Here is a 17,070-nt window from a genome sequence, read left to right as displayed (position 1 = left end):
GGCGCGGTCACCGGGTGCGGGCGCCGACCATACGCAGTGCGAGCGTGGCGTATTCGTCGCCGAGGGTCTCCGGGGTGCTGCGGTAGCCGGGGCGATACCAGCGCGAGGTGTCCACGCTCAGGCCCAGCAGGGCCAGGGCGGTCGCGCTCGGATCGGTGATGTCGAATTCGCCGGTGCGCGCGCCGTCCGCGGTCAGATCGCGGATCAGGCGGTGCAGGCCGTGCTGGACCTCGGTCACCTCGGCGCGGTGGTCGGGGGTGAGATCGGTCAGGTGGTAGAGCACGACGCGGACCGACCCGCTGTAGCGGGCATGCCAGACGGTCAGCTCGCGCACGGTGCGGGCCAGGCGCTCGGTGGCGGTGCCGGGGCCGGCCGCCGCGGCCTCGGCCACCTGCTGGGTCAGGCGCAGCGCCGAGAGCGAGATACGGTGCAGAACTTCCTCTTTGGAGCGGAAATGCACGTACAGCCCGGCCGGGCTGAGGCCCGCGCGGGCGGCGATGTCACGGGTGGTGGTGGCGTGGAAACCGCGCTCGGAGAAGGCGTCGATGGCCGCGAGGAAGATGCGGCGCTGCCCGTCGGGGAAGCGGCGACCGCCCTCGAGCTGCGCCAACGCCGTGGCCAGCGCGGCATTGCCGGGATCCAGGCCGGTTTCGGTCCCGGGCGGATGCCCGTTGCCCGGGGCCTGCGGCCGGTCGATCCCGGCGCCCTGCGGTACGTCGTCGATGTTCATCGAATCATTATCGTGCAGAGAGGTTTTCGCGCGCGCGGCCGGGCGTGGATCATCCAGTGGGCCGCCGCCTGATCGCGGCTCGTTCGCGGTCGATCGCGGTGGTCAGGCGACGAGAGTGAGCACCTGCGGTCCGTCGGCGGTGATGGCCACGGTGTGTTCGGAATGGGCGGTGCGCGAGCCGTCGGCCGAGCGGATGGTCCAGCCGTCCGGGTCGGTGTAGACGCGGTCGGTGGTGCGGGCGAACCACGGCTCGATGGCGATGGTCAGGCCCGGGCGCAGGCGGTAGCCGCGGCCGGGGCGGCCGTCGTTGGCCACGTGCGGATCCTCGTGCATGGTGCGGCCCAGGCCGTGGCCGCCGAATTCGGTGTTCACCGGGTAGCCGTGCGCGGCGGCGACAGCGGCGATGGCCGCGGAGACGTCGCCGAGGCGATTGCCGGGCTGGGCGGCGGCGATCGCGGCGTCCAGGGCCAGTTCGGTGGCGCGGATGAGGCGGGTGTCCTCGGGGGCGGCGGTGCCCACGGTGACGGTCGTGGCCGCGTCGGCCACCCAGCCGTCGATGCTCACCGCCAGATCCATGGTGAGCACGTCGCCGTCGCGCAGGTCGTAGTCGAAGGGCAGGCCGTGCAGTACGGCGTCGTTGACCGACAGGCACACCGTGTTGCGGAAGGGGCCGCGCCCGAACGAGGGGGAGTAGTCCCAGTAGCAGGAGACCGCGCCGCGCTGCCTAATGCGCTCGCGCACATGGGCTTCGAGCTCGAGGAGGTTCACCCCCACCGCGGCGCGCTCGCGCAGTTCGGCCAGTACCTCGGCGACGAATCGGCCCGTGACCCGCATGCGGGCGATCTCCGCCGCGGTCTTGAGTTCCACCATGACAACCTCCGTGATCGGTATTTTAATACCGACCATAGCCGCCCGTGGTATTTTTATCCCAATCGCGGCGAACGGCCGCACCCGCCCGGGCCGCCGGGCGGCATACCGGCAGACAGGTGAGGTTTCATGGTTCGGCTTCCACTGACCCCGGCGCAGCTCGAGGCCGGCCGCCGCCTGGGCCGCGCGCTGCGCACCGCCCGCGGTGAGCGCGAGCTCGTCGAGGTCGCCGCCGCGGCGGGCATCTCGCCCGAGACCCTGCGCAAGATCGAATCCGGCCGGTTGCCGACGCCGGCGTTCGGCACGGTGGTGGCCCTGAGCCGCACCCTGGACATCCCGCTCGAAGAGCTCGCCGAGAACTGGAATCCCACTGCGGAGGCCACGCGCTCGGCGTCCTGACGCGCGGGCGTTCCCCCGCCGGTGGTTGGTCGCGACCGCCGCTGCCGCCTCAGTCGGCCGGAAGTTCGCTCGGCACGGCGATCACGTCGACCATCGCGCCGTTGCGCAGCACCGTCACCGGGAGCGCGCGGCCGATGGCCTCGTCGAAGAGTTGACTCTGAATGCCCTGGGCGTCACGCACTTCCCGGCGGGCCACGCTCAGCACCAGGTCGCCCCGGCGCAGGCCCGCGCGTTCGGCGGGACCACCGCGCACCACCTCCATGATCCGCAGCCCGGCGTTCTGGCCGGTGCGTTCGGCGACGTCCGCGGGCAAGGGAGCGGGCACCCCGACCACTCCGAGGTAGGCGCGCCGTACCCGGCCGTCGTGGCGCAGCGTGGTGATGATGCGGCGCGTGGTCCGGTTGATCGGAACCGCCAGGCCCAGCCCGATGCCCGCCACCGCGGTGTTGATCCCGACCACCCGGCCCAGTGAATCGGCCAGTGCGCCACCGGAATTGCCCGGGTTCAGCGCGGCGTCGGTCTGGATCACGTCCTCGATCACCCGCGCGGTGCGCCGGTTGCCCACCGGCACCGACCGGCCCAGCGCGCTCACCACGCCCGCGGTCACCGATCCGGCCAACCCGAGCGGGCTGCCGACCGCGACCACCAACTGGCCCACCACCAGTGCGTCCGCGTCGCCGAGCGTGGCGGCCGCGGGCGCCCCGCCCCGCGCCCGCAGCACCGCCAGATCCGAGAGCGGGTCCACCCCCACCACCTCGAATCGCGATTCGGCCCCGTCCGCGAACACGACGACCCCGTTGCCCACGCTCCCCACGACGTGCGCGTTGGTCAGCAGATACCCGTCGTCGGTGAACACGACCGCCGACCCGGTCCCGCGCCGCGTCTGCACACTGGCCACGTGCGGCGTGACCGCCCGCGCCACCGCGATGACGGCCCGCGAGTACGCGTCCAGCACCGGGACGTCCGCCCCCGGCCGCGCCGAGCCGAGGGTCGTGTCGTCCACTGTAGGGAGATCAGATGCCGGGTCGGAAGTGCCGGGCAGACCGAACAATTCGGCGTCCGCAGGCGGCACGGCGGGGTCGGCGGACTCGAATTCGTCGGCGGGGGAGAGGGCGGGTTCGTCGGACACGGTGACCACCATCCGATTACATGATTACGGGTGAGTCATTCCAGGATGCCCGCGCGCCGGGCGCCCGGCATGCTGTTCGCTCGCGGCGCAACCGGCGGTTCAGTGCCCTGCCGCCGCGCGGAGGGCGTCGGGGTCGGTGACGCTCAGGGTCAGGGACCACCGCCTCCAGTGCGCCCAGTACGGACAGGCCCGCGACCAGCGCGGACCAGCCGGACCTGCCGCCCAGGCCGACGCGGGTGGCACCCATCGGGACCGACTCCTTCGTGGTCGAGCCGGTCCCGGCGGACCGGGGGGGGGACTAGGTGGCCTGACTCACCGAGGACATGTGGAAATCGGGAATGCGCAACGGCGGCATGGCCGTCCGGGTGAACCAGTCCTTCCACTCCCGGGGCAGTGCGATCTCGGTGCGGCCCGCCTCGGACACCCGGCGCAGCAGATCCAGCGGCGACTCGTTGAAGCGGAAGTTGTTCGCCGCCCCGACCACCTCGCCGTCCTCCACCAGGTACACCCCGTCCCGGGTCAGACCGGTCAGCAGCAGCGTCGCCGGATCCACCTCGCGGATGTACCACAGGCAGGTGAGCAGCAGCCCGCGCTCGGTGCGGGCGATCATGTCCGCCAGCGAGGCGTCCGAACCGCCCGTCATGAGCAGGTTCTCCCCGGGCAGGGTGACGGGTGCGTCGAACTCGGCGGCCGTGGCTCGTGGGTACACCAGCGATTCCACCACGCCTTCGCGCACCCAGTCCGCGCGCTGGGCGCTGAGCCCGTTGTCGAACACCGACAGCGACTCCGAGGACGCCGGGGTCGCCACGAACGGTCGGTACTCCAGCCCCGCCGCCGACGGATCCGAGAACAGGGTGAGCGGAATATCGGTGAGCCGCTCCCCGATTCGCGTACCACCTGCGCGCGCGAACGCGGTATGACCCTCGTGCGCACCGCGGCCCTCCATGGACCAGGCCATGTAGATCATGAGATCGGCGACCGCCGAGGGCGGCAGCAGCGTCTCGTAGCGCCCGGCGGGCAGCTCGACCCGCCGCTTGCTCCAATCCAGGCGGCGCGCGAGCTCGGCCAGCAGCCCCGGCACGTCCACATCCTGGAAATCGGTGGTGCCCGCGCCGACCCACGCGCTGGCCAGATCCGCTCCGGCGCCGCGCTTTCCGTTGATCTCCACCGACCCGGTCGGCTGCACCCAGCGCCGGCGCATCCCGGCCGAGGTGCCCAGCCAGGTGGAATGCACCTGGTGATGCGCGAAGCCGTACAGCTTGTCCGCGCCGTCGAACCCGGGCGCGAGATCACGCGCCAGCTCCCCGAACACCCCGATGTCGGTGGTCGCGGGCGTACCCTCCCAGTCGAGCATCCGATCCAGGGTGTCGGCGTCGACCGCGCCGGGATCCAGCAGCGGCATCGCGTCCTTGGCCGGTTCGGCCGCCCGCGCGGCCGCCTCGCTGGCGCGGACCACGGCCTCGATATCGGCCGGATCCACACTCGTGGAACTCACGCTGCCCACGCGCGCGCTCGCCCCGTCCCGCAGGATCGAGACCACCGCCCAGTCGCGGGCGACCGAGGAACCGTTGGTGGTCATGGAGTTTCCGGCCCAGCGCAGGGACGCCTCGTGCGCGTCGGTGACGATCACCATCGCCTCGTCGGCGCGCGAGAGACGCAGCGCCCGTTCGACGACCTCGGGTGCGGGAAGCACACTCACCGTATCGATCCTTTCCCCGATGCCCGGGTCACTGCCCGGCCTCGGCGCGGGTGTTGAGAACGTTGATGCCGCGCACCAGGACCGACGGGCAGCCGTGCGAGACCGCCGCGACCTGACCGGGCTGCGCCTTACCGCAATTGAACGCACCGCCCAGCTGCCAGGTGGACGGACCGCCGACCGCTTCCATCGCGCCCCAGAAGTCGGTGGTGGTGGCCTGATACGCGACATCGCGCACCTGCCCGGCCAGTTCGCCGTTCCGGATCCGGAAGAACCGCTGACCGGTGAACTGGAAGTTGTAGCGCTGCATGTCGATCGACCACGACTTGTCGCCGACGATGTACAGCCCGTCCTCGACCCGGGAGATCAGTTCGGCGGTCGTGGTGTCGCGCTCGGGATCGGGTTGCAGGGACACGTTCGCCATGCGCTGGATCGGGACGTGATGCGCGGAATCGGCGTAGGAGCAGCCGTTCGAGCGCTCGAGGCCCAGGCGCGGGGCGAACGAGCGGTCGAGCTGATAGCCGACCAGGGTGCCCTCGCGCACCAGATCCCAGCGCTGCCCGGCCACGCCCTCGTCGTCCCAGCCGACCGTGGCCAGGCCGTGCTCCTGGGTGCGGTCGCCGGTCACGTGCATGATCGGGGTGCCGTAGCGCAGGGTGCCCAGCAGGTCGGGGGTGGCGAAGGAGGTTCCGGCGTAGGCGGATTCGTAGCCGATGGCGCGATCGTATTCGGTGGCGTGCCCGATCGACTCGTGAATGGTCAGCCACAGATTGGTGGGATCGATCACCAGATCGGTGGGGCCCGCGACCACGGTGGGCGCCTTGACCTTCTCGGCCAGCCAGCCCGGGATGCGGCCGAGTTCGCCGTCCCAGTCCCAGATTCCGTCCGCGCCGGTCACGTACTCCCAGCCGCGCCCGGCCGGAGCGGCCAGGGTGCGCATGGTTTCGAACACGCCCGCCGCGGGATCGACGGTGATGGCCTCGAATTGGGGGTGCAGGCGCACCCGCTGCTGGGTGATGCGGGAGCCGAGGGTGTCGGCGTAGAAGGTCTGCTCCTTGACCTGCAGCACCGAGGCGGTCACGTGATCGACGCCGTCCGCGGCGGCGAGCCGTTCCGAATAGTCCAGCAGCAGTGCCACTTTGTCGGGGGTGGGGACGGAGAAGGGGTCGATGTCGTAGGCGGAGACGTACTCCGCGTCGGCGTAGCGCGGCTCCGGAGCGAGTTCCACCCGTTCGCGATTCAAGGCCCGCAACGTTGTGGCTACCGTCACCGCGCGGCGCGCGACCTCGGCGGCGGAGTTCGCGGTGAGGTCGGCGTGCGAGGCGAAACCCCATGTGCCGTCGACGATGACCCGGACCGCGAAGCCGAGATCGGTACTGTCGCGCACCGATTCGACGCGCCCGTCCCGCAATCTGATGGACTGCTGCAGGAGTCGGTGCACGCGCAGATCCGCGTACTGCGCGCCCGCCGCAGTCGCCGCCGACAGGGCGGCCTCGGCCAGCTCCGCCAGGGGGAGTGCGCGGAACTCCTCGTCCACGACCTTGGTTGCGATGCTCACCCGCACCACGCTAGAGGGTGCCCCGGCGGTCGTTCAACAGCACGCGCACACCCATTCGCCTTCACAGGCTGCAAAGGTGCACACGCTGCAAGAACGCACGGGGTGCGAAGTAGCACACAGGGAAACGCACGCGACAAGCCCTGCACATGCGAGGTTTTGCTGTTCGGATGCCGTAGCGTCTGCCCGCGTGCCGCCATCCGCACTACGCGATCGCAAACGAGAACGCACCCGCCGCGCCCTGTACGAGGCCGCCGCCGAACTGTTCGAAGCCAGAGGCTACGAGGCGACCACCGTCGCCGACATCGCCGCCGCCGCCGAAGTGGGCACCCGGACCTTCTTCAACTACTTCGCCAGTAAAGAGGAACTGCTGTTCCCCGAACCTGACGATCGGGTGAGTTCGGCGGCGCGCGCCATCGCCGCCCGCACGCCCGAGGAACGACCGGTCGAGGTGCTGCTGCGGGCGTTGCGCGCGGCCGGCGACGATCCGGGAGCGCAAGCGGGAGACAAACTCTCGGCCCGCATCGCGGTGATTCGCGCGCAGGTGTCCCGTCACATCCCCGCGGTCAGTGGCCGGGCCGCCTACGCACAGCTCTCGGCCCAGCAGGAAATCGCACAGCAACTGCGCGCGGCGTTCCCGGAGGAACTGGACGAGGTCGGCGCGGCCGCCCTGGTGGGCGCCGTGATCGGCGCGGTGTCCGGTGCGCTCACCGCGCTGTTCCAGAGTGGGGCCGCCGGTGATCCGGCCGAGCTCCAGCGCCGCATCCAGGACACCACGTCCACGGTGCTCGCGCCGTGGCTCACCGCGCCCCGGCCCGGAACCGGTGCGGCACAGCCCGCCCCGGGTTCGGGCGGGGCCCCGGTCCGCGCGCCCCAGGTGCGCCGGGAGCCGGGTGCGTTGCGCGCACCCGAGATTCGGCGCGACGCCACGGGCCCGCATTCCGGTGATCCGCGCCGCGCCGCACCCATGGCTCCGGCGCGCGGCACCTCGGCCGCCGCCAAGGCGTCCCAGGCCAGCCGGATCTTCGCCCCCGCCGAGCCCCCCTCGCGCGACACCCTGGTGGGCCCGATCCCGCAGGCGCACACCGCCTCCGGCCCGTCCGCCGCGCTCGACGCGCCCGCGCGCCCCGCCCCGGTGACGGTCCAGGTACGCGGCAGTTTCGATGCCGAGGCCTGCGCGATCACGACCCCCGCCGAGGTGTCCCGCGCGGTGCGCGTCTTCGGCGCGACGGTCCGCCAGTCCGACACCTGGAGCTCGACCGGCACCCCCGAATCCCGCACCCCGCCAACCCCGGAGCCGGACGACTCCTACGCCACCCGCACCGACGCGACCTCGGGCCTGACCCACATCGGACTGTCCGCGGCCGAACTGTCCGCGGCGGCGAACCCCTCGGAATCGGCACCCGCCGATCCGCGCCCGGCGCCGGTCTCCGACCGCCCCCGTCCCACCCCGCCCCAGCCGGCGGCCGCGACAAGCACTGAGCTGAACGGTCAGGCACTCACGGAATCCGCTGCGCGGCAGGTCCCCTCGGTATCCACCCCGCACACGGTCGCCCCCGAGGCAGCGGACTCGGCCGAATCGGGTGCGCGCTCGGACCATGCCGTGGATGCCGCCCGACCGTCGCGCCCGGAAGGTCGCGCCGAGTCCGGCTCGGGTGCCCTGCCCGTCATCGGACCGGTCGCACGCCACGAGTTCGAACGTGCGGTGTCCGTCGCCGTCACCGGTGAAACCCCGTCCACGGTCGAACCGGCAGCGGATGCGCAGCCGATCGTCGACGCGGACCGAGAGATAAGCGCAGTCCTCGGGCCCACGGCGGAATCCGCCACCGGCGATGCGCCCGGCGCTGAACCGGCTGCGCGCGTTGGGTTCCAGCCGGAAGCGGCGAGTCCCTTCACCGCCGACCTCGGGCGCTTGCCGGAACCGAGCGTGCGCCCCGGGTTCGGTGTCACCCGAGACTCCGACACGGACGATTCGATCGGACCCGCGGCAAGCGATGTGCCCATGCCGGCCGGGCAACGAGGTCGTACGGTCCAGGTGACCACGGCGTGGGACTACGCCACCGACTCGCACACCGCGCGGGACGCCGCGTCGGGGGCGTTCGTTCGCCGGGAACCGGTGAGCACCTCGGATATCGAGGTAACCGGTGGCGGTCGCCCGGACCGGGACGGCACGGCGGATCCGGAGTCGGCGGTGCGGGAAACCGGCGCGGCCGACGAGTCGGTCCCGGTGAGCCGCCTCGATGCCGCCGCACGAGTCGGTGAAGGTTCGACTCGGGCTATCGGCGGCGAGGTGGACGACAGCCTCCAGTCCGAGAGCGAGGTTGGGGAGACCGTGTCCGGAGGCCCGCGGTCCTATTCGAGCGCAAGGGATTTCGCGACCGAGGCCGCGCCGACCGTCCCCGAGGGCGGGGCGGTTCCCTACTGGGACGCGAATTCGCGGCCGCGGCTTGCGGTTCCGGTCCGGCATCTGGGAGCCGCGGTGTTGCGGCGGCAGGCGCCTGTGGCGTCAGGGGAGGATGAGGCCGGGGCCGTGGGTGCCGCGGTCGAATCCGGTTCCGCGACGGTGATTTCGGGTGTCGACGGGAGCTGTTCGGGTCCGGGGGACACCGGCGCCTGATCCGGAGCATTCGGTTACCCGGCCGGGCCACCGCGAACCGTGGTGGCCCGGCCGAGGTGTATTCGGCTCGGGCGGTGTCGTGTGACGAAAGTCAGGCGAACTGTTGCCAGCCGAGGCGGATCACCATCGCGACGACCACCACCAGCAGGACCACGCGGACGAAACCGGCGCCGCGGGCCAGGGCCATGCGGGAGCCGACCACCGAACCCGCGACGTTCGCCGCCGCCATCGACAGGCCCAGCGCCCACAGGACGTGGCCGGTGCTCGCCAGGAACACCAGGGAGCCGAGGTTCGAACCGCAGTTGATGACCTTGGCCATCGCGGCGGCGCGGACGAACTCGGTGCCCAGCAGGGTCGCGAACGTGATGATCAGGAACGTGCCGGTGCCGGGGCCCAGGATGCCGTCGTAGAAGCCGATCAGGCCGGCCGCCAACGCGATGACCAGGATCGTCTTGCGGCGGGTGGGCGGGTCGGTGGCCAGGGTGACGCCGATGGACGGGCGCACGGTCACCACGATCGCGACGCCGATCAGCACCACCATGACGATCGGAATGAACAGGTCGCGGTCGATCAGCGCGACCGCCGCCGAACCGGCCGCCGCCGCCACACCCGCCAGCGCCGCCGCCGGCAGCAGGCGCTTCCACTGCATCGGCACCTTGCGCGCGAAGGTGATCACCGCCGCGGTCGTGCCGGAGAAGGCCGCGAGCTTGTTGGTGCCCAGCGCCGTCTGCGGCGCCAGCCCGGGCATCACCACGAACAGCGTCGGCAGCACGATCAACCCGCCCCCGCCCACCACCGCGTCGACCCACCCCGCCGCCAACGCCGCACTCAGCAAGACCGCCCAGTCCACACCCGTCACCGCCCGAGCCAAGCAGACCGCGCCAACTCCGGGCAAACCAACCACGCCGCCCACCACTCACCGCCGCGTCCCGGCGACGCGGCGATCCGGCTCGGGGTGGGGCTCGGGCGCTGCACCTAGGGTGGACGCATGCGCCGGTTCAGTTTGTGGCTGCGGGACAGGCCGCTGATCTCGGACTCCATGCTGGCACTGGGTCTGCTGATCATCGACATGCTCGCCATCGGGGAGAGCCGACATCGCGTCGTCTACGTGGTGCTCGGCGTGCTGCTGGTACTGCCGATGGTGTTCCGGCGCACCTACCCGCGCGCCAGTGCCGTTGTGCTGGTGGCACTCTCGATCTGTTTGACGCTCGTACACTGGGGCCTGGCCCAGGGCAACGCGCTGCACCCGGCCCTGCTGGGCCTGGGCATCATGCTCTACACGCTCGTCGCCTACGTCGGCCGGCGCGAGGGCCTGTGGTACCTCGGGGTGCTGCTGGTCGACGGCACCCTGTCCGCGCTGCTGCTCGACACCCCCGAGAGCTTCACCGACACCGCCTTCACCGCGCTCTACTACGCCCTGTGCTGGACCCTGGCCGAATTCGTCGGCGCCCGGCACGCCTACGACAACGAGGTCGCCGCCCGCCTGGCCGTGGCCGACTACGACCGCGAACGCCGCGCACACGACGCCGTCGCCGCCGAACGCACCCGCATCGCCCGCGAACTGCACGACGTGGTCGCGCACGCGGTCAGCGTCATGATCGTGCAGGCCGACGGCGCCCGCTACACCCTGCGCCGGGACCCCGACGCCGCGGAGAAGGCCGTCACCATCATCGCCGGCACCGGCCGCGACGCCCTGCGCGAACTGCGCCGCACGGTCGAACTGCTGCGCAGCGAACACGCGCCCGAAGGGCTGCCGCAGCACGGCACCGCCGGCATCGCCAAGGTCGTGCACATGATGCGCGACACGGGCCTGGGCGTGGGCCTGGAGATGACCGGTGAGCTCGACACCGTCAGCCCGGAGGTCAGCCTCGGCATCCACCGCATCGTGCAGGAATCGCTCACCAACACCCTGCGCCACGCCGGCCCGGCCCCGCGCGCGGAGGTGATCGTGGCGCGCCGCGAGCGCGACGTCCTGGTGGAGATCAGCGACTCCGGGCGCGGCGAACCCGCGGTCACCCGCATCCCCGGCAGCGGATTGGGCCTGCTCGGCATGCGCGAACGCATCGCGGTGCTGGGCGGCACCCTGGACACCGGGCGAAACGGCAACGGCGGCTGGACCGTTCGCGCGACGATCCCGCTGGATCGGGCGGCGGCCGGGGACCCCGAGCCCGACGGGTGGGGCGACCCCGAGCCCGACCGATAGATTGAACGGGTGCCGATCACCGTTCTAGTAGTCGACGATCAGGAGCTCATGCGCGCGGGATTGCGCATGGTGCTCGGCGCCCACCCCGATCTCGAGGTGGTGGGGGAGGCCGACAACGGCGCCACCGCCATCACCCGCGCCACCGAGCTGTGCCCCGACGTGGTCCTGATGGACGTGCGTATGCCCGTCACCGACGGGGTCACCGCCACCGCGCGCATCATCGAATCCGGTTGCGGCAGCCGTGTATTGGTCATGACCACCTTCGACCTGGACGAACACGCGCTGGGCGCGCTGCGGGCGGGCGCGAGCGGGTTCCTGCTCAAGGACACCCCGCCCGAGGACCTGATCTCCGCCATCCGCAGCGTCGCCGCCGGTGACGCCGTGGTCTCCCCGAAGGTCACCAAACGCCTGCTGGACCGCCTCATCGCCGACGATCCCGCCGCGGGCCGCGACCCGGGCGTACTCGAGGTGCTCACCGCCCGCGAACGCGAGGTGCTCGAACACATCGCGGTCGGGCGCTCCAACGCGGAGATCGCCGGCGTGCTGTTCCTGTCCGAGGCGACGGTGAAGACCCACGTCGGCCGGGTGCTGACCAAACTCGGCCTGCGCGACCGCGTGCAGGCGGTGGTGCTCGCCTACGAAACCGGGCTGGTGCGCCCGGGCAACGCCTGAGCCTGCCCGCCGTCCGGCGCGCCGGTCCCGCGCAGCGCCGCGACCTCCGCGCGCAACGCCCGCACCTCCGCGACCAGCAGGCCGATCTCCTGATCGGCCCGCTCGGTCGAGACCTCCACGGCCTTGAGCTGGTCGAGCACCCAGCTGGTCGCGGTGCCGATCGCGAAGCTGATCAGGCCGATGCCCAGGGTCATCAGGATCAGGGCGATGAACCGGCCCTCGGTGGTCACCGGGTACACGTCGCCGTAGCCGACCGTGGTCACCGACACCATCGACCACCACAGGGCGTCACCGAAATTCAGGATCTTGGACTCGGGCGCGCCGTACTCGGCGTCGAAGAACGCCAGCGAGCACAGGAACATGATGAGCAGCGAACTCGTGCCGACGAAGATGGCGAGCCGGGCGCGGGTGACACGACTGCGGTTGAGGCTGTCCAGCATCAGCAGGGCCGCGCGCATGAGCCGCAGCGGTCGGAAGGGCGGCAGCAGCACGATCAGCACCTCGATCGGGCGGCGGCGCACGAACCGCCACCGATCGGTCGAGAGCCACACCCGGATGCCGAAATCGGTGGCGAACACCGCCCAGATGGCGATGTCGGTGACGGTCAGCCAGGTGTCCAGGCGCGGGGAGGCGCCGGTGTCCAGTACCTGCCAGGCGTAGACGCCGACGAACGCCACGGCCAGCGCGAGCATCGGAATGTTGGTGGCGTGCTCCCATGCCTGCCGGCGCGTGCGCGGGCGGGACTCGGGGGCCGAATCGGGCTGGACCATGATCTACCTGTGCTGATGCGGTTGCGTGCCTGATGCATCGCCGCCTGGTAGAGCGACGCTACAGTCCCGAGGGGATGTGAGAACCACCGCATCGGGAGAAAAATCGCGCCGCCGGCCGTTGACGAAGTAGATCGCTCGAAAGGAGCGCCCCACATGCCTGCACTGCTGTTCCTGGCCTACTTCGTCGCCGAGATCGCCACCCTGGTGCTCTTCGGTCACCTCATCGGCGTCTTCCCGACGATCCTGTTGCTCGTGCTGGGTTCGGCGGCCGGTCTGATCCTGGTCCGCTCGCAGGGCCGGCGCGTGTTCGAGGGCTTCCGGCGCGCCTCGCGCGGTGAACTCGACCCCGGTACCGCGGTCGCGGACGGTGCGCTGGTGACCGTCGGCGCGGTGCTGATGTTCGTGCCGGGTCTGCTCACCTCGCTGCTGGGCCTGCTGGCCCTGACCCCGGTGACGCGTTTCCTGCTGCGCCCGCTGGTCGCGGCGTTCGCGGCCCGCAAACTCTCGCGGGTCGCCACGGCCGTCGGGCCGTACGGGTACCGCAACGTGGTGATCGACCCGGACGGGGAGGTCATCGACGCGACCGTGGTCGGGGAGTACTACGACGACGGCCAGGGCCCGGCCCGGCGCATGATCATCGACGGGTCGACCGACTTCACCAAGCCCGGGCACTGATCCGAAACCCGGCTTCCGCGAGGGCCGAGCGTGTGACGCTCGGCCCTCGCGCCGTATTCGGATCCGCCCGCGTATCCGAGTCGTCCGCTGTGCGGTAGTGCGGTTGCGGGCGGGCGAGCCGCGTGCGGCAGACTGGAAACCCGTGAGTACCCAGTTGCTTGTCGGCGGCCGAATCTACAGTTCGACCAACCCCGATGCCACGGCCATGGCGGTCACCGACGACCAGGTGACGTGGATCGGAGCGGACCGCACCGGGCGCGCGCTGCACCCGGACGCCGAGGTCGTCGACCTGGACGGCGCTTTCGTCGCACCCGCCTTCGCAGACCCGCACGTGCACGTCACCGCGCTGGGCCTCAAACTCACCGGACTCGATCTGGCACAGGCGAATTCCCTCGAGCACTGCCTGGAACTGCTGCGCGCGCACGCCGCCGCGCAGCCTGCCGGGCCGATCCTGGGCGACGGCTGGGACGAGACGACCTGGCCCGGCGGTCGCGCCCCCGCGCTCGCCGAGATCGACGCCGCCGCGCCCGGCCGCCTGGTGTATCTGGCTCGCGTGGACGCGCATTCGGCCGTGGTCTCCACTCCGCTGCTGGACGCCGTCCCGGGGGTGACCGAGGCGACCGGCTTCACCCGCGGCGAGCCGCTGCGCGCGGACGCCCACCATCGCGTCCGTCGCGCGGCACTGGGCGCCCTGGATCCGGCCCAGCGCGATCGCGCCCGCCGCGCCGCGCTCGACGCCGCCGCCGCGCAGGGGATCGCCGCGGTGCACGAATGCGCGGGACCGGACATTTCCGGCGAGCCCGATGTGCGTGAGCTGCTGGCCTTTTCGCACGGGGTCGAGGTCCGCGCCTACTGGGGGCAGGCCGTGCGCACCGCCGACGAGGCCCGCACCCTGACCAAGGAACTCGGGGTGCACGCCCTGGGCGGTGACCTGTTCGTGGACGGCTCGCTCGGCTCGCACACCGCCCTGCTGCGCGCCCCCTACGCCGATCTCGACACCCGCGGCACCGCCTACCTGGATGCGGAAACCATTGCCGCCCATGTCCTGGCGTGCACCGAGGCCGGAATCCAGGCCGGATTCCACGTGATCGGCGACGCCGCCATGGACGCGGTCGTCGCCGGCTTCGAACAGGTCGTGGACCGTCTCGGCGGCCCGGCGGTCGCCACCCGCGGGCATCGCGTGGAACACGCGGAGATGATCGACCCCGAGCAGATCGGCAAACTCGCCGCCTGGGGCGTGATCGCCAGCGTGCAACCGGCTTTCGACGCCGCCTGGGGCGGACCCGACGGCATGTACGCCACCCGCCTGGGCGCCGAGCGCGCCGCGGGCCTGAACCCCTTCGCCGCCATGGCCGCCGCGGGCATCTCCCTGGCCATCGGCTCGGATTCCCCGGTCACCGCGCTGAATCCGTGGGCCGCGATCCGCGCCGCCGCCCACCACCGCACCCCCGGTCATCAGATCTCCCCGCGTGCGGCCTTCGCCGCCGCGACCCGCGGCGCCTGGCGCGCGGGCGGGGTCCGCGACGGTCTCGCGGGCACCCTGGTCCCCGGCGCGCCCGCCTCCTACGCGGTCTGGGAGGCCGCGGACCTGGTCGTGGCCGCCGCCTCGGACAAGGTCCAGCGCTGGTCCACCGACCCGCGCTCGCGCGTCCCCGGCCTGCCGCCCCTGACCCCCGGCGCCGAGCTGCCCCGCTGCCTGCGCACCGTGCACCGCGGGGTCACGATCCATGGCAACTGATCCGGCTCCCGAAACCACTCCGCCCGCAACTCCTTCCGGCTCCGGCGAACCAGCCGCTTCGCCGCGCGAGCCGCGGACCCATCGCACCGCCACGGATTCGCCGACGGCGCCCGCGGGGTCGGCCACCCCCGAGGCCGACGCGATCCAGAGCGCTCACCGGACCGAGCGGCTGCCCGGCGGGCACACCACCGCGGGAAGGGATGACCGAGGAACCGCGCCGGAGGCCGCGGAGACCATTCGGTCCGCGCCGTCCGGTTCCCCACAGGCCGACCGATCCGAGGGAAACAGCGTGGACGCCGACGGGGCCGTGCCATCGGGCGCCGATACCGGGCGCAGCGGGGTGATCCCGTGGGTGTCGCGGACGGCGCGGGCGTATCCGGTGCTCACGCGAATGCTGTGCGCCGTGCTGGCGGGATTGTTGTTGTTCGCGAGTTTCCCGCCGCGGACTTTGTGGTTTCTCGCACCGGTCGGTATTGCGATTCTCACACTCACGGTGCGCGGGAACGGGCGCCTGCGTGGGGGATTCGGATACGGAATGCTGGCGGGGCTGGCGTTCTTTCTGCCTTTGCTGCCGTGGACCGGAATTTACGTCGGACCGGTGCCCTGGATCGGATTGTCGACCGCGCTCGCGGTGTACGTGGGGCTGTTCGGCCTGCTGGTGCGCCTGGTCGGGCGACTACCGGGGTGGCCGCTGTGGGTCGCGCTCATGTGGTCGTTCACCGAGTGGGGGCGCTCGAGCTTCCCGTTCGGCGGGTTTCCTTGGGGCAGGCTCGCTTTCGGTCAGGCCGACGGGTGGTACCTGCCCTACGCCATGATCGGCGGCGCGCCGGTCGTGAGCTTCGCGGTGGCCCTGACCGGCGCCGGGCTGGCCGCGTGCGCCGTGTGGTTGCTGGAGGCGCGTAGCACATCCGGCGATCCGGTAGGTCCGAATCCTCCCGGGACGGCGGGTTCGCGTCCCATATCGTGGAACCGGATTGTTGCCGCGGCAATGCTTGTGGCTATAGTTCCGATCACCGGAGTGATCCTCCGGACCGCGCTGCCCAGCCCGGAGGACGGCAACCGGCCGATCACGGTCGCCGCGATCCAGGGCAGCGTGCCGCGGCTGGGCCTGGACTTCAACGCCCAGCGCCGCGCGGTTCTCGACAATCACGTCAAGCGTACCGAGGAACTCGCCAGGGCCGTCGCGGCCGGGCAGGCCCCGCAGCCGGATGTGGTTGTCTGGCCGGAGAATTCCTCCGACATCGACCCGCTGCGCAACGCCGACGCCGGCGCTCTCATCCGGCAGGCGTCCCGGGATATCAAGGCGCCCATCCTGGTTGGCGCCGTTCTCGTGAACGACGATCGCACGACCACGAATTCGGTCATGGTGTGGACCGCGGACGGTCCCGCGGAGCGGCACGACAAGAAGATCATCCAGCCCTTCGGCGAGTACCTGCCGATGCGCTCGTTCTTCCGGCTCTTCTCCGAATACGCCGACCGCGCCGGATATTTCGTGCCCGGCAACGGGGACGGCGTGGTGCACGTGGATCCGGCGGGCGGCGGCGCGCCGGTCGCCATCGGCGTGGCCACCTGTTACGAGGTCGCCTTCGATCGCGCCTTCCAGGACGCCATGCGCGCGGGCGCGCAACTGCTGACCGTGCCGTCGAACAACGCCACCTTCGGCGACAGCGAGATGACCTATCAGCAGCTGGCCATGTCGCGGGTGCGCGCGGTGGAGCACGGTCGCGCCGTGGTGGTTTCGGTGACGACGGGTGTCAGCGCGATCATCACCGCCGACGGCGTCATCCAGCAGCGGACCGAGCAGTTCGTGCCGGCGGCGCTGGTGGCCTCGGTGCCGCTGCGCACGGACTCGACACTCGCGACGCGGATAGGGCCCGCGCCGGAACGAATCCTGTGTATTCTGGCCGCGGTTGCCGCCGTGGCGGCAGCACTGCGACGGCGCGCGCACACCCACGCGGGTCCGTCCGACCCCCATGAGGCCGGTACCCATCCGGCGCGATAGCTGCGGGCACGTATGAC

At 71.7% G+C, this 17,070-nt stretch carries 14 protein-coding genes; 7 read left to right on the top strand and 7 right to left on the bottom strand.

The window, feature by feature from the left end; translation table 11 throughout:
• Window positions 1-7 precede the first annotated feature (7 nt).
• The gene (locus ACWDOP_RS27415) at window positions 8-730 is read right to left on the bottom strand and encodes a TetR family transcriptional regulator (RefSeq protein ID WP_456347340.1); all 723 of its coding nucleotides are present in this window, start codon (window positions 728-730) and stop codon (window positions 8-10) included.
• Window positions 731-832: 102 nt separating this feature from the next.
• The gene (map, locus tag ACWDOP_RS27410; RefSeq protein WP_454206211.1) at window positions 833-1,600 is read right to left on the bottom strand and encodes a type I methionyl aminopeptidase; all 768 of its coding nucleotides are present in this window, start codon (window positions 1,598-1,600) and stop codon (window positions 833-835) included.
• Between the two features lie 126 nt (window positions 1,601-1,726).
• Between map and ACWDOP_RS27405 the strand changes: the two genes are divergently transcribed.
• The gene (locus ACWDOP_RS27405; RefSeq protein ID WP_456347339.1) at window positions 1,727-1,996 is read left to right on the top strand and encodes a helix-turn-helix transcriptional regulator; all 270 of its coding nucleotides are present in this window, start codon (window positions 1,727-1,729) and stop codon (window positions 1,994-1,996) included.
• Between the two features lie 49 nt (window positions 1,997-2,045).
• Here the strand turns inward: ACWDOP_RS27405 and ACWDOP_RS27400 are convergent, their stop codons facing one another.
• The 3 genes from ACWDOP_RS27400 to ACWDOP_RS27390 form a co-directional block, all read right to left on the bottom strand.
• Window positions 2,046-3,137, bottom strand: a complete 1,092-nt coding sequence (locus tag ACWDOP_RS27400; protein ID WP_456347338.1) for a S1C family serine protease — start codon at window positions 3,135-3,137, stop codon at window positions 2,046-2,048.
• Window positions 3,138-3,423: 286 nt separating this feature from the next.
• The gene (locus ACWDOP_RS27395; protein ID WP_456347385.1) at window positions 3,424-4,818 is read right to left on the bottom strand and encodes a metallopeptidase TldD-related protein; all 1,395 of its coding nucleotides are present in this window, start codon (window positions 4,816-4,818) and stop codon (window positions 3,424-3,426) included.
• Window positions 4,819-4,852: 34 nt separating this feature from the next.
• Window positions 4,853-6,379 (bottom strand): TldD/PmbA family protein, encoded by a 1,527-nt coding sequence (locus tag ACWDOP_RS27390; protein WP_456347337.1) that lies wholly within the window; start codon window positions 6,377-6,379, stop codon window positions 4,853-4,855.
• A 187-nt stretch (window positions 6,380-6,566) separates the two neighbouring features.
• Here ACWDOP_RS27390 and ACWDOP_RS27385 point away from each other — a divergent pair, with 187 nt between their 5' ends.
• On the top strand, window positions 6,567-8,993 hold the full coding sequence (locus ACWDOP_RS27385; RefSeq protein ID WP_456347336.1) for a TetR family transcriptional regulator: 2,427 nt from the start codon (window positions 6,567-6,569) through the stop codon (window positions 8,991-8,993).
• Between the two features lie 91 nt (window positions 8,994-9,084).
• Here the strand turns inward: ACWDOP_RS27385 and ACWDOP_RS27380 are convergent, their stop codons facing one another.
• Window positions 9,085-9,852: a TSUP family transporter gene (locus tag ACWDOP_RS27380; protein ID WP_456347335.1), complete on the bottom strand. Its 768-nt coding sequence runs from the start codon at window positions 9,850-9,852 to the stop codon at window positions 9,085-9,087.
• Between the two features lie 129 nt (window positions 9,853-9,981).
• Here ACWDOP_RS27380 and ACWDOP_RS27375 point away from each other — a divergent pair, with 129 nt between their 5' ends.
• Together ACWDOP_RS27375 and ACWDOP_RS27370 are read left to right on the top strand one after the other, a co-directional pair.
• Window positions 9,982-11,196: a sensor histidine kinase gene (locus tag ACWDOP_RS27375; RefSeq protein WP_456347334.1), complete on the top strand. Its 1,215-nt coding sequence runs from the start codon at window positions 9,982-9,984 to the stop codon at window positions 11,194-11,196.
• Between the two features lie 9 nt (window positions 11,197-11,205).
• The gene (locus tag ACWDOP_RS27370; protein WP_454206225.1) at window positions 11,206-11,868 is read left to right on the top strand and encodes a response regulator; all 663 of its coding nucleotides are present in this window, start codon (window positions 11,206-11,208) and stop codon (window positions 11,866-11,868) included.
• On the opposite strand, the gene ACWDOP_RS27365 is transcribed toward ACWDOP_RS27370, so the two are convergent.
• Window positions 11,832-12,638, bottom strand: a complete 807-nt coding sequence (locus ACWDOP_RS27365) for a potassium channel family protein (RefSeq protein ID WP_456347333.1) — start codon at window positions 12,636-12,638, stop codon at window positions 11,832-11,834. The two genes, ACWDOP_RS27370 and ACWDOP_RS27365, sit on opposite strands and share 37 nt — an antisense overlap.
• 153 nt (window positions 12,639-12,791) lie before the next feature.
• Here ACWDOP_RS27365 and ACWDOP_RS27360 point away from each other — a divergent pair, with 153 nt between their 5' ends.
• From ACWDOP_RS27360 to lnt, 3 genes are all read left to right on the top strand, one after another.
• Window positions 12,792-13,313: an FxsA family protein gene (locus tag ACWDOP_RS27360; RefSeq protein ID WP_454206229.1), complete on the top strand. Its 522-nt coding sequence runs from the start codon at window positions 12,792-12,794 to the stop codon at window positions 13,311-13,313.
• 142 nt (window positions 13,314-13,455) lie between these two features.
• Entirely contained in the window at window positions 13,456-15,051 is a 1,596-nt protein-coding gene (locus ACWDOP_RS27355; protein WP_456347332.1) for an amidohydrolase, read from the top strand.
• 391 nt (window positions 15,052-15,442) lie between these two features.
• Entirely contained in the window at window positions 15,443-17,053 is a 1,611-nt protein-coding gene (lnt, locus tag ACWDOP_RS27350; RefSeq protein ID WP_456347384.1) for an apolipoprotein N-acyltransferase, read from the top strand.
• The last annotated feature ends 17 nt before the right edge of the window (window positions 17,054-17,070 follow it).

It is taken from the genome of Nocardia sp. NPDC003693 (assembly GCF_053981095.1).
This window is presented reverse-complemented; position numbering and strand designations above follow the sequence as displayed.

Excerpts from the sequence above, each read along its gene's own strand:
- ACWDOP_RS27360 (WP_454206229.1), top strand. The coding sequence starts at position 12,792 with ATGCCTGCACTGCTGTTCCTGGCCTACTTCGTCGCCGAGATCGCCACC.
- ACWDOP_RS27405 (WP_456347339.1), top strand. The coding sequence starts at position 1,727 with ATGGTTCGGCTTCCACTGACCCCGGCGCAGCTCGAGGCCGGCCGCCGC.
- ACWDOP_RS27400 (WP_456347338.1), bottom strand. The coding sequence starts at position 3,137 with ATGGTGGTCACCGTGTCCGACGAACCCGCCCTCTCCCCCGCCGACGAA.
- ACWDOP_RS27375 (WP_456347334.1), top strand. The coding sequence starts at position 9,982 with ATGCGCCGGTTCAGTTTGTGGCTGCGGGACAGGCCGCTGATCTCGGAC.
- ACWDOP_RS27365 (WP_456347333.1), bottom strand. The coding sequence starts at position 12,638 with ATGGTCCAGCCCGATTCGGCCCCCGAGTCCCGCCCGCGCACGCGCCGG.
- map (WP_454206211.1), bottom strand. The coding sequence starts at position 1,600 with ATGGTGGAACTCAAGACCGCGGCGGAGATCGCCCGCATGCGGGTCACG.
- ACWDOP_RS27415 (WP_456347340.1), bottom strand. The coding sequence starts at position 730 with ATGAACATCGACGACGTACCGCAGGGCGCCGGGATCGACCGGCCGCAG.
- lnt (WP_456347384.1), top strand. The coding sequence starts at position 15,443 with ATGCTGTGCGCCGTGCTGGCGGGATTGTTGTTGTTCGCGAGTTTCCCG.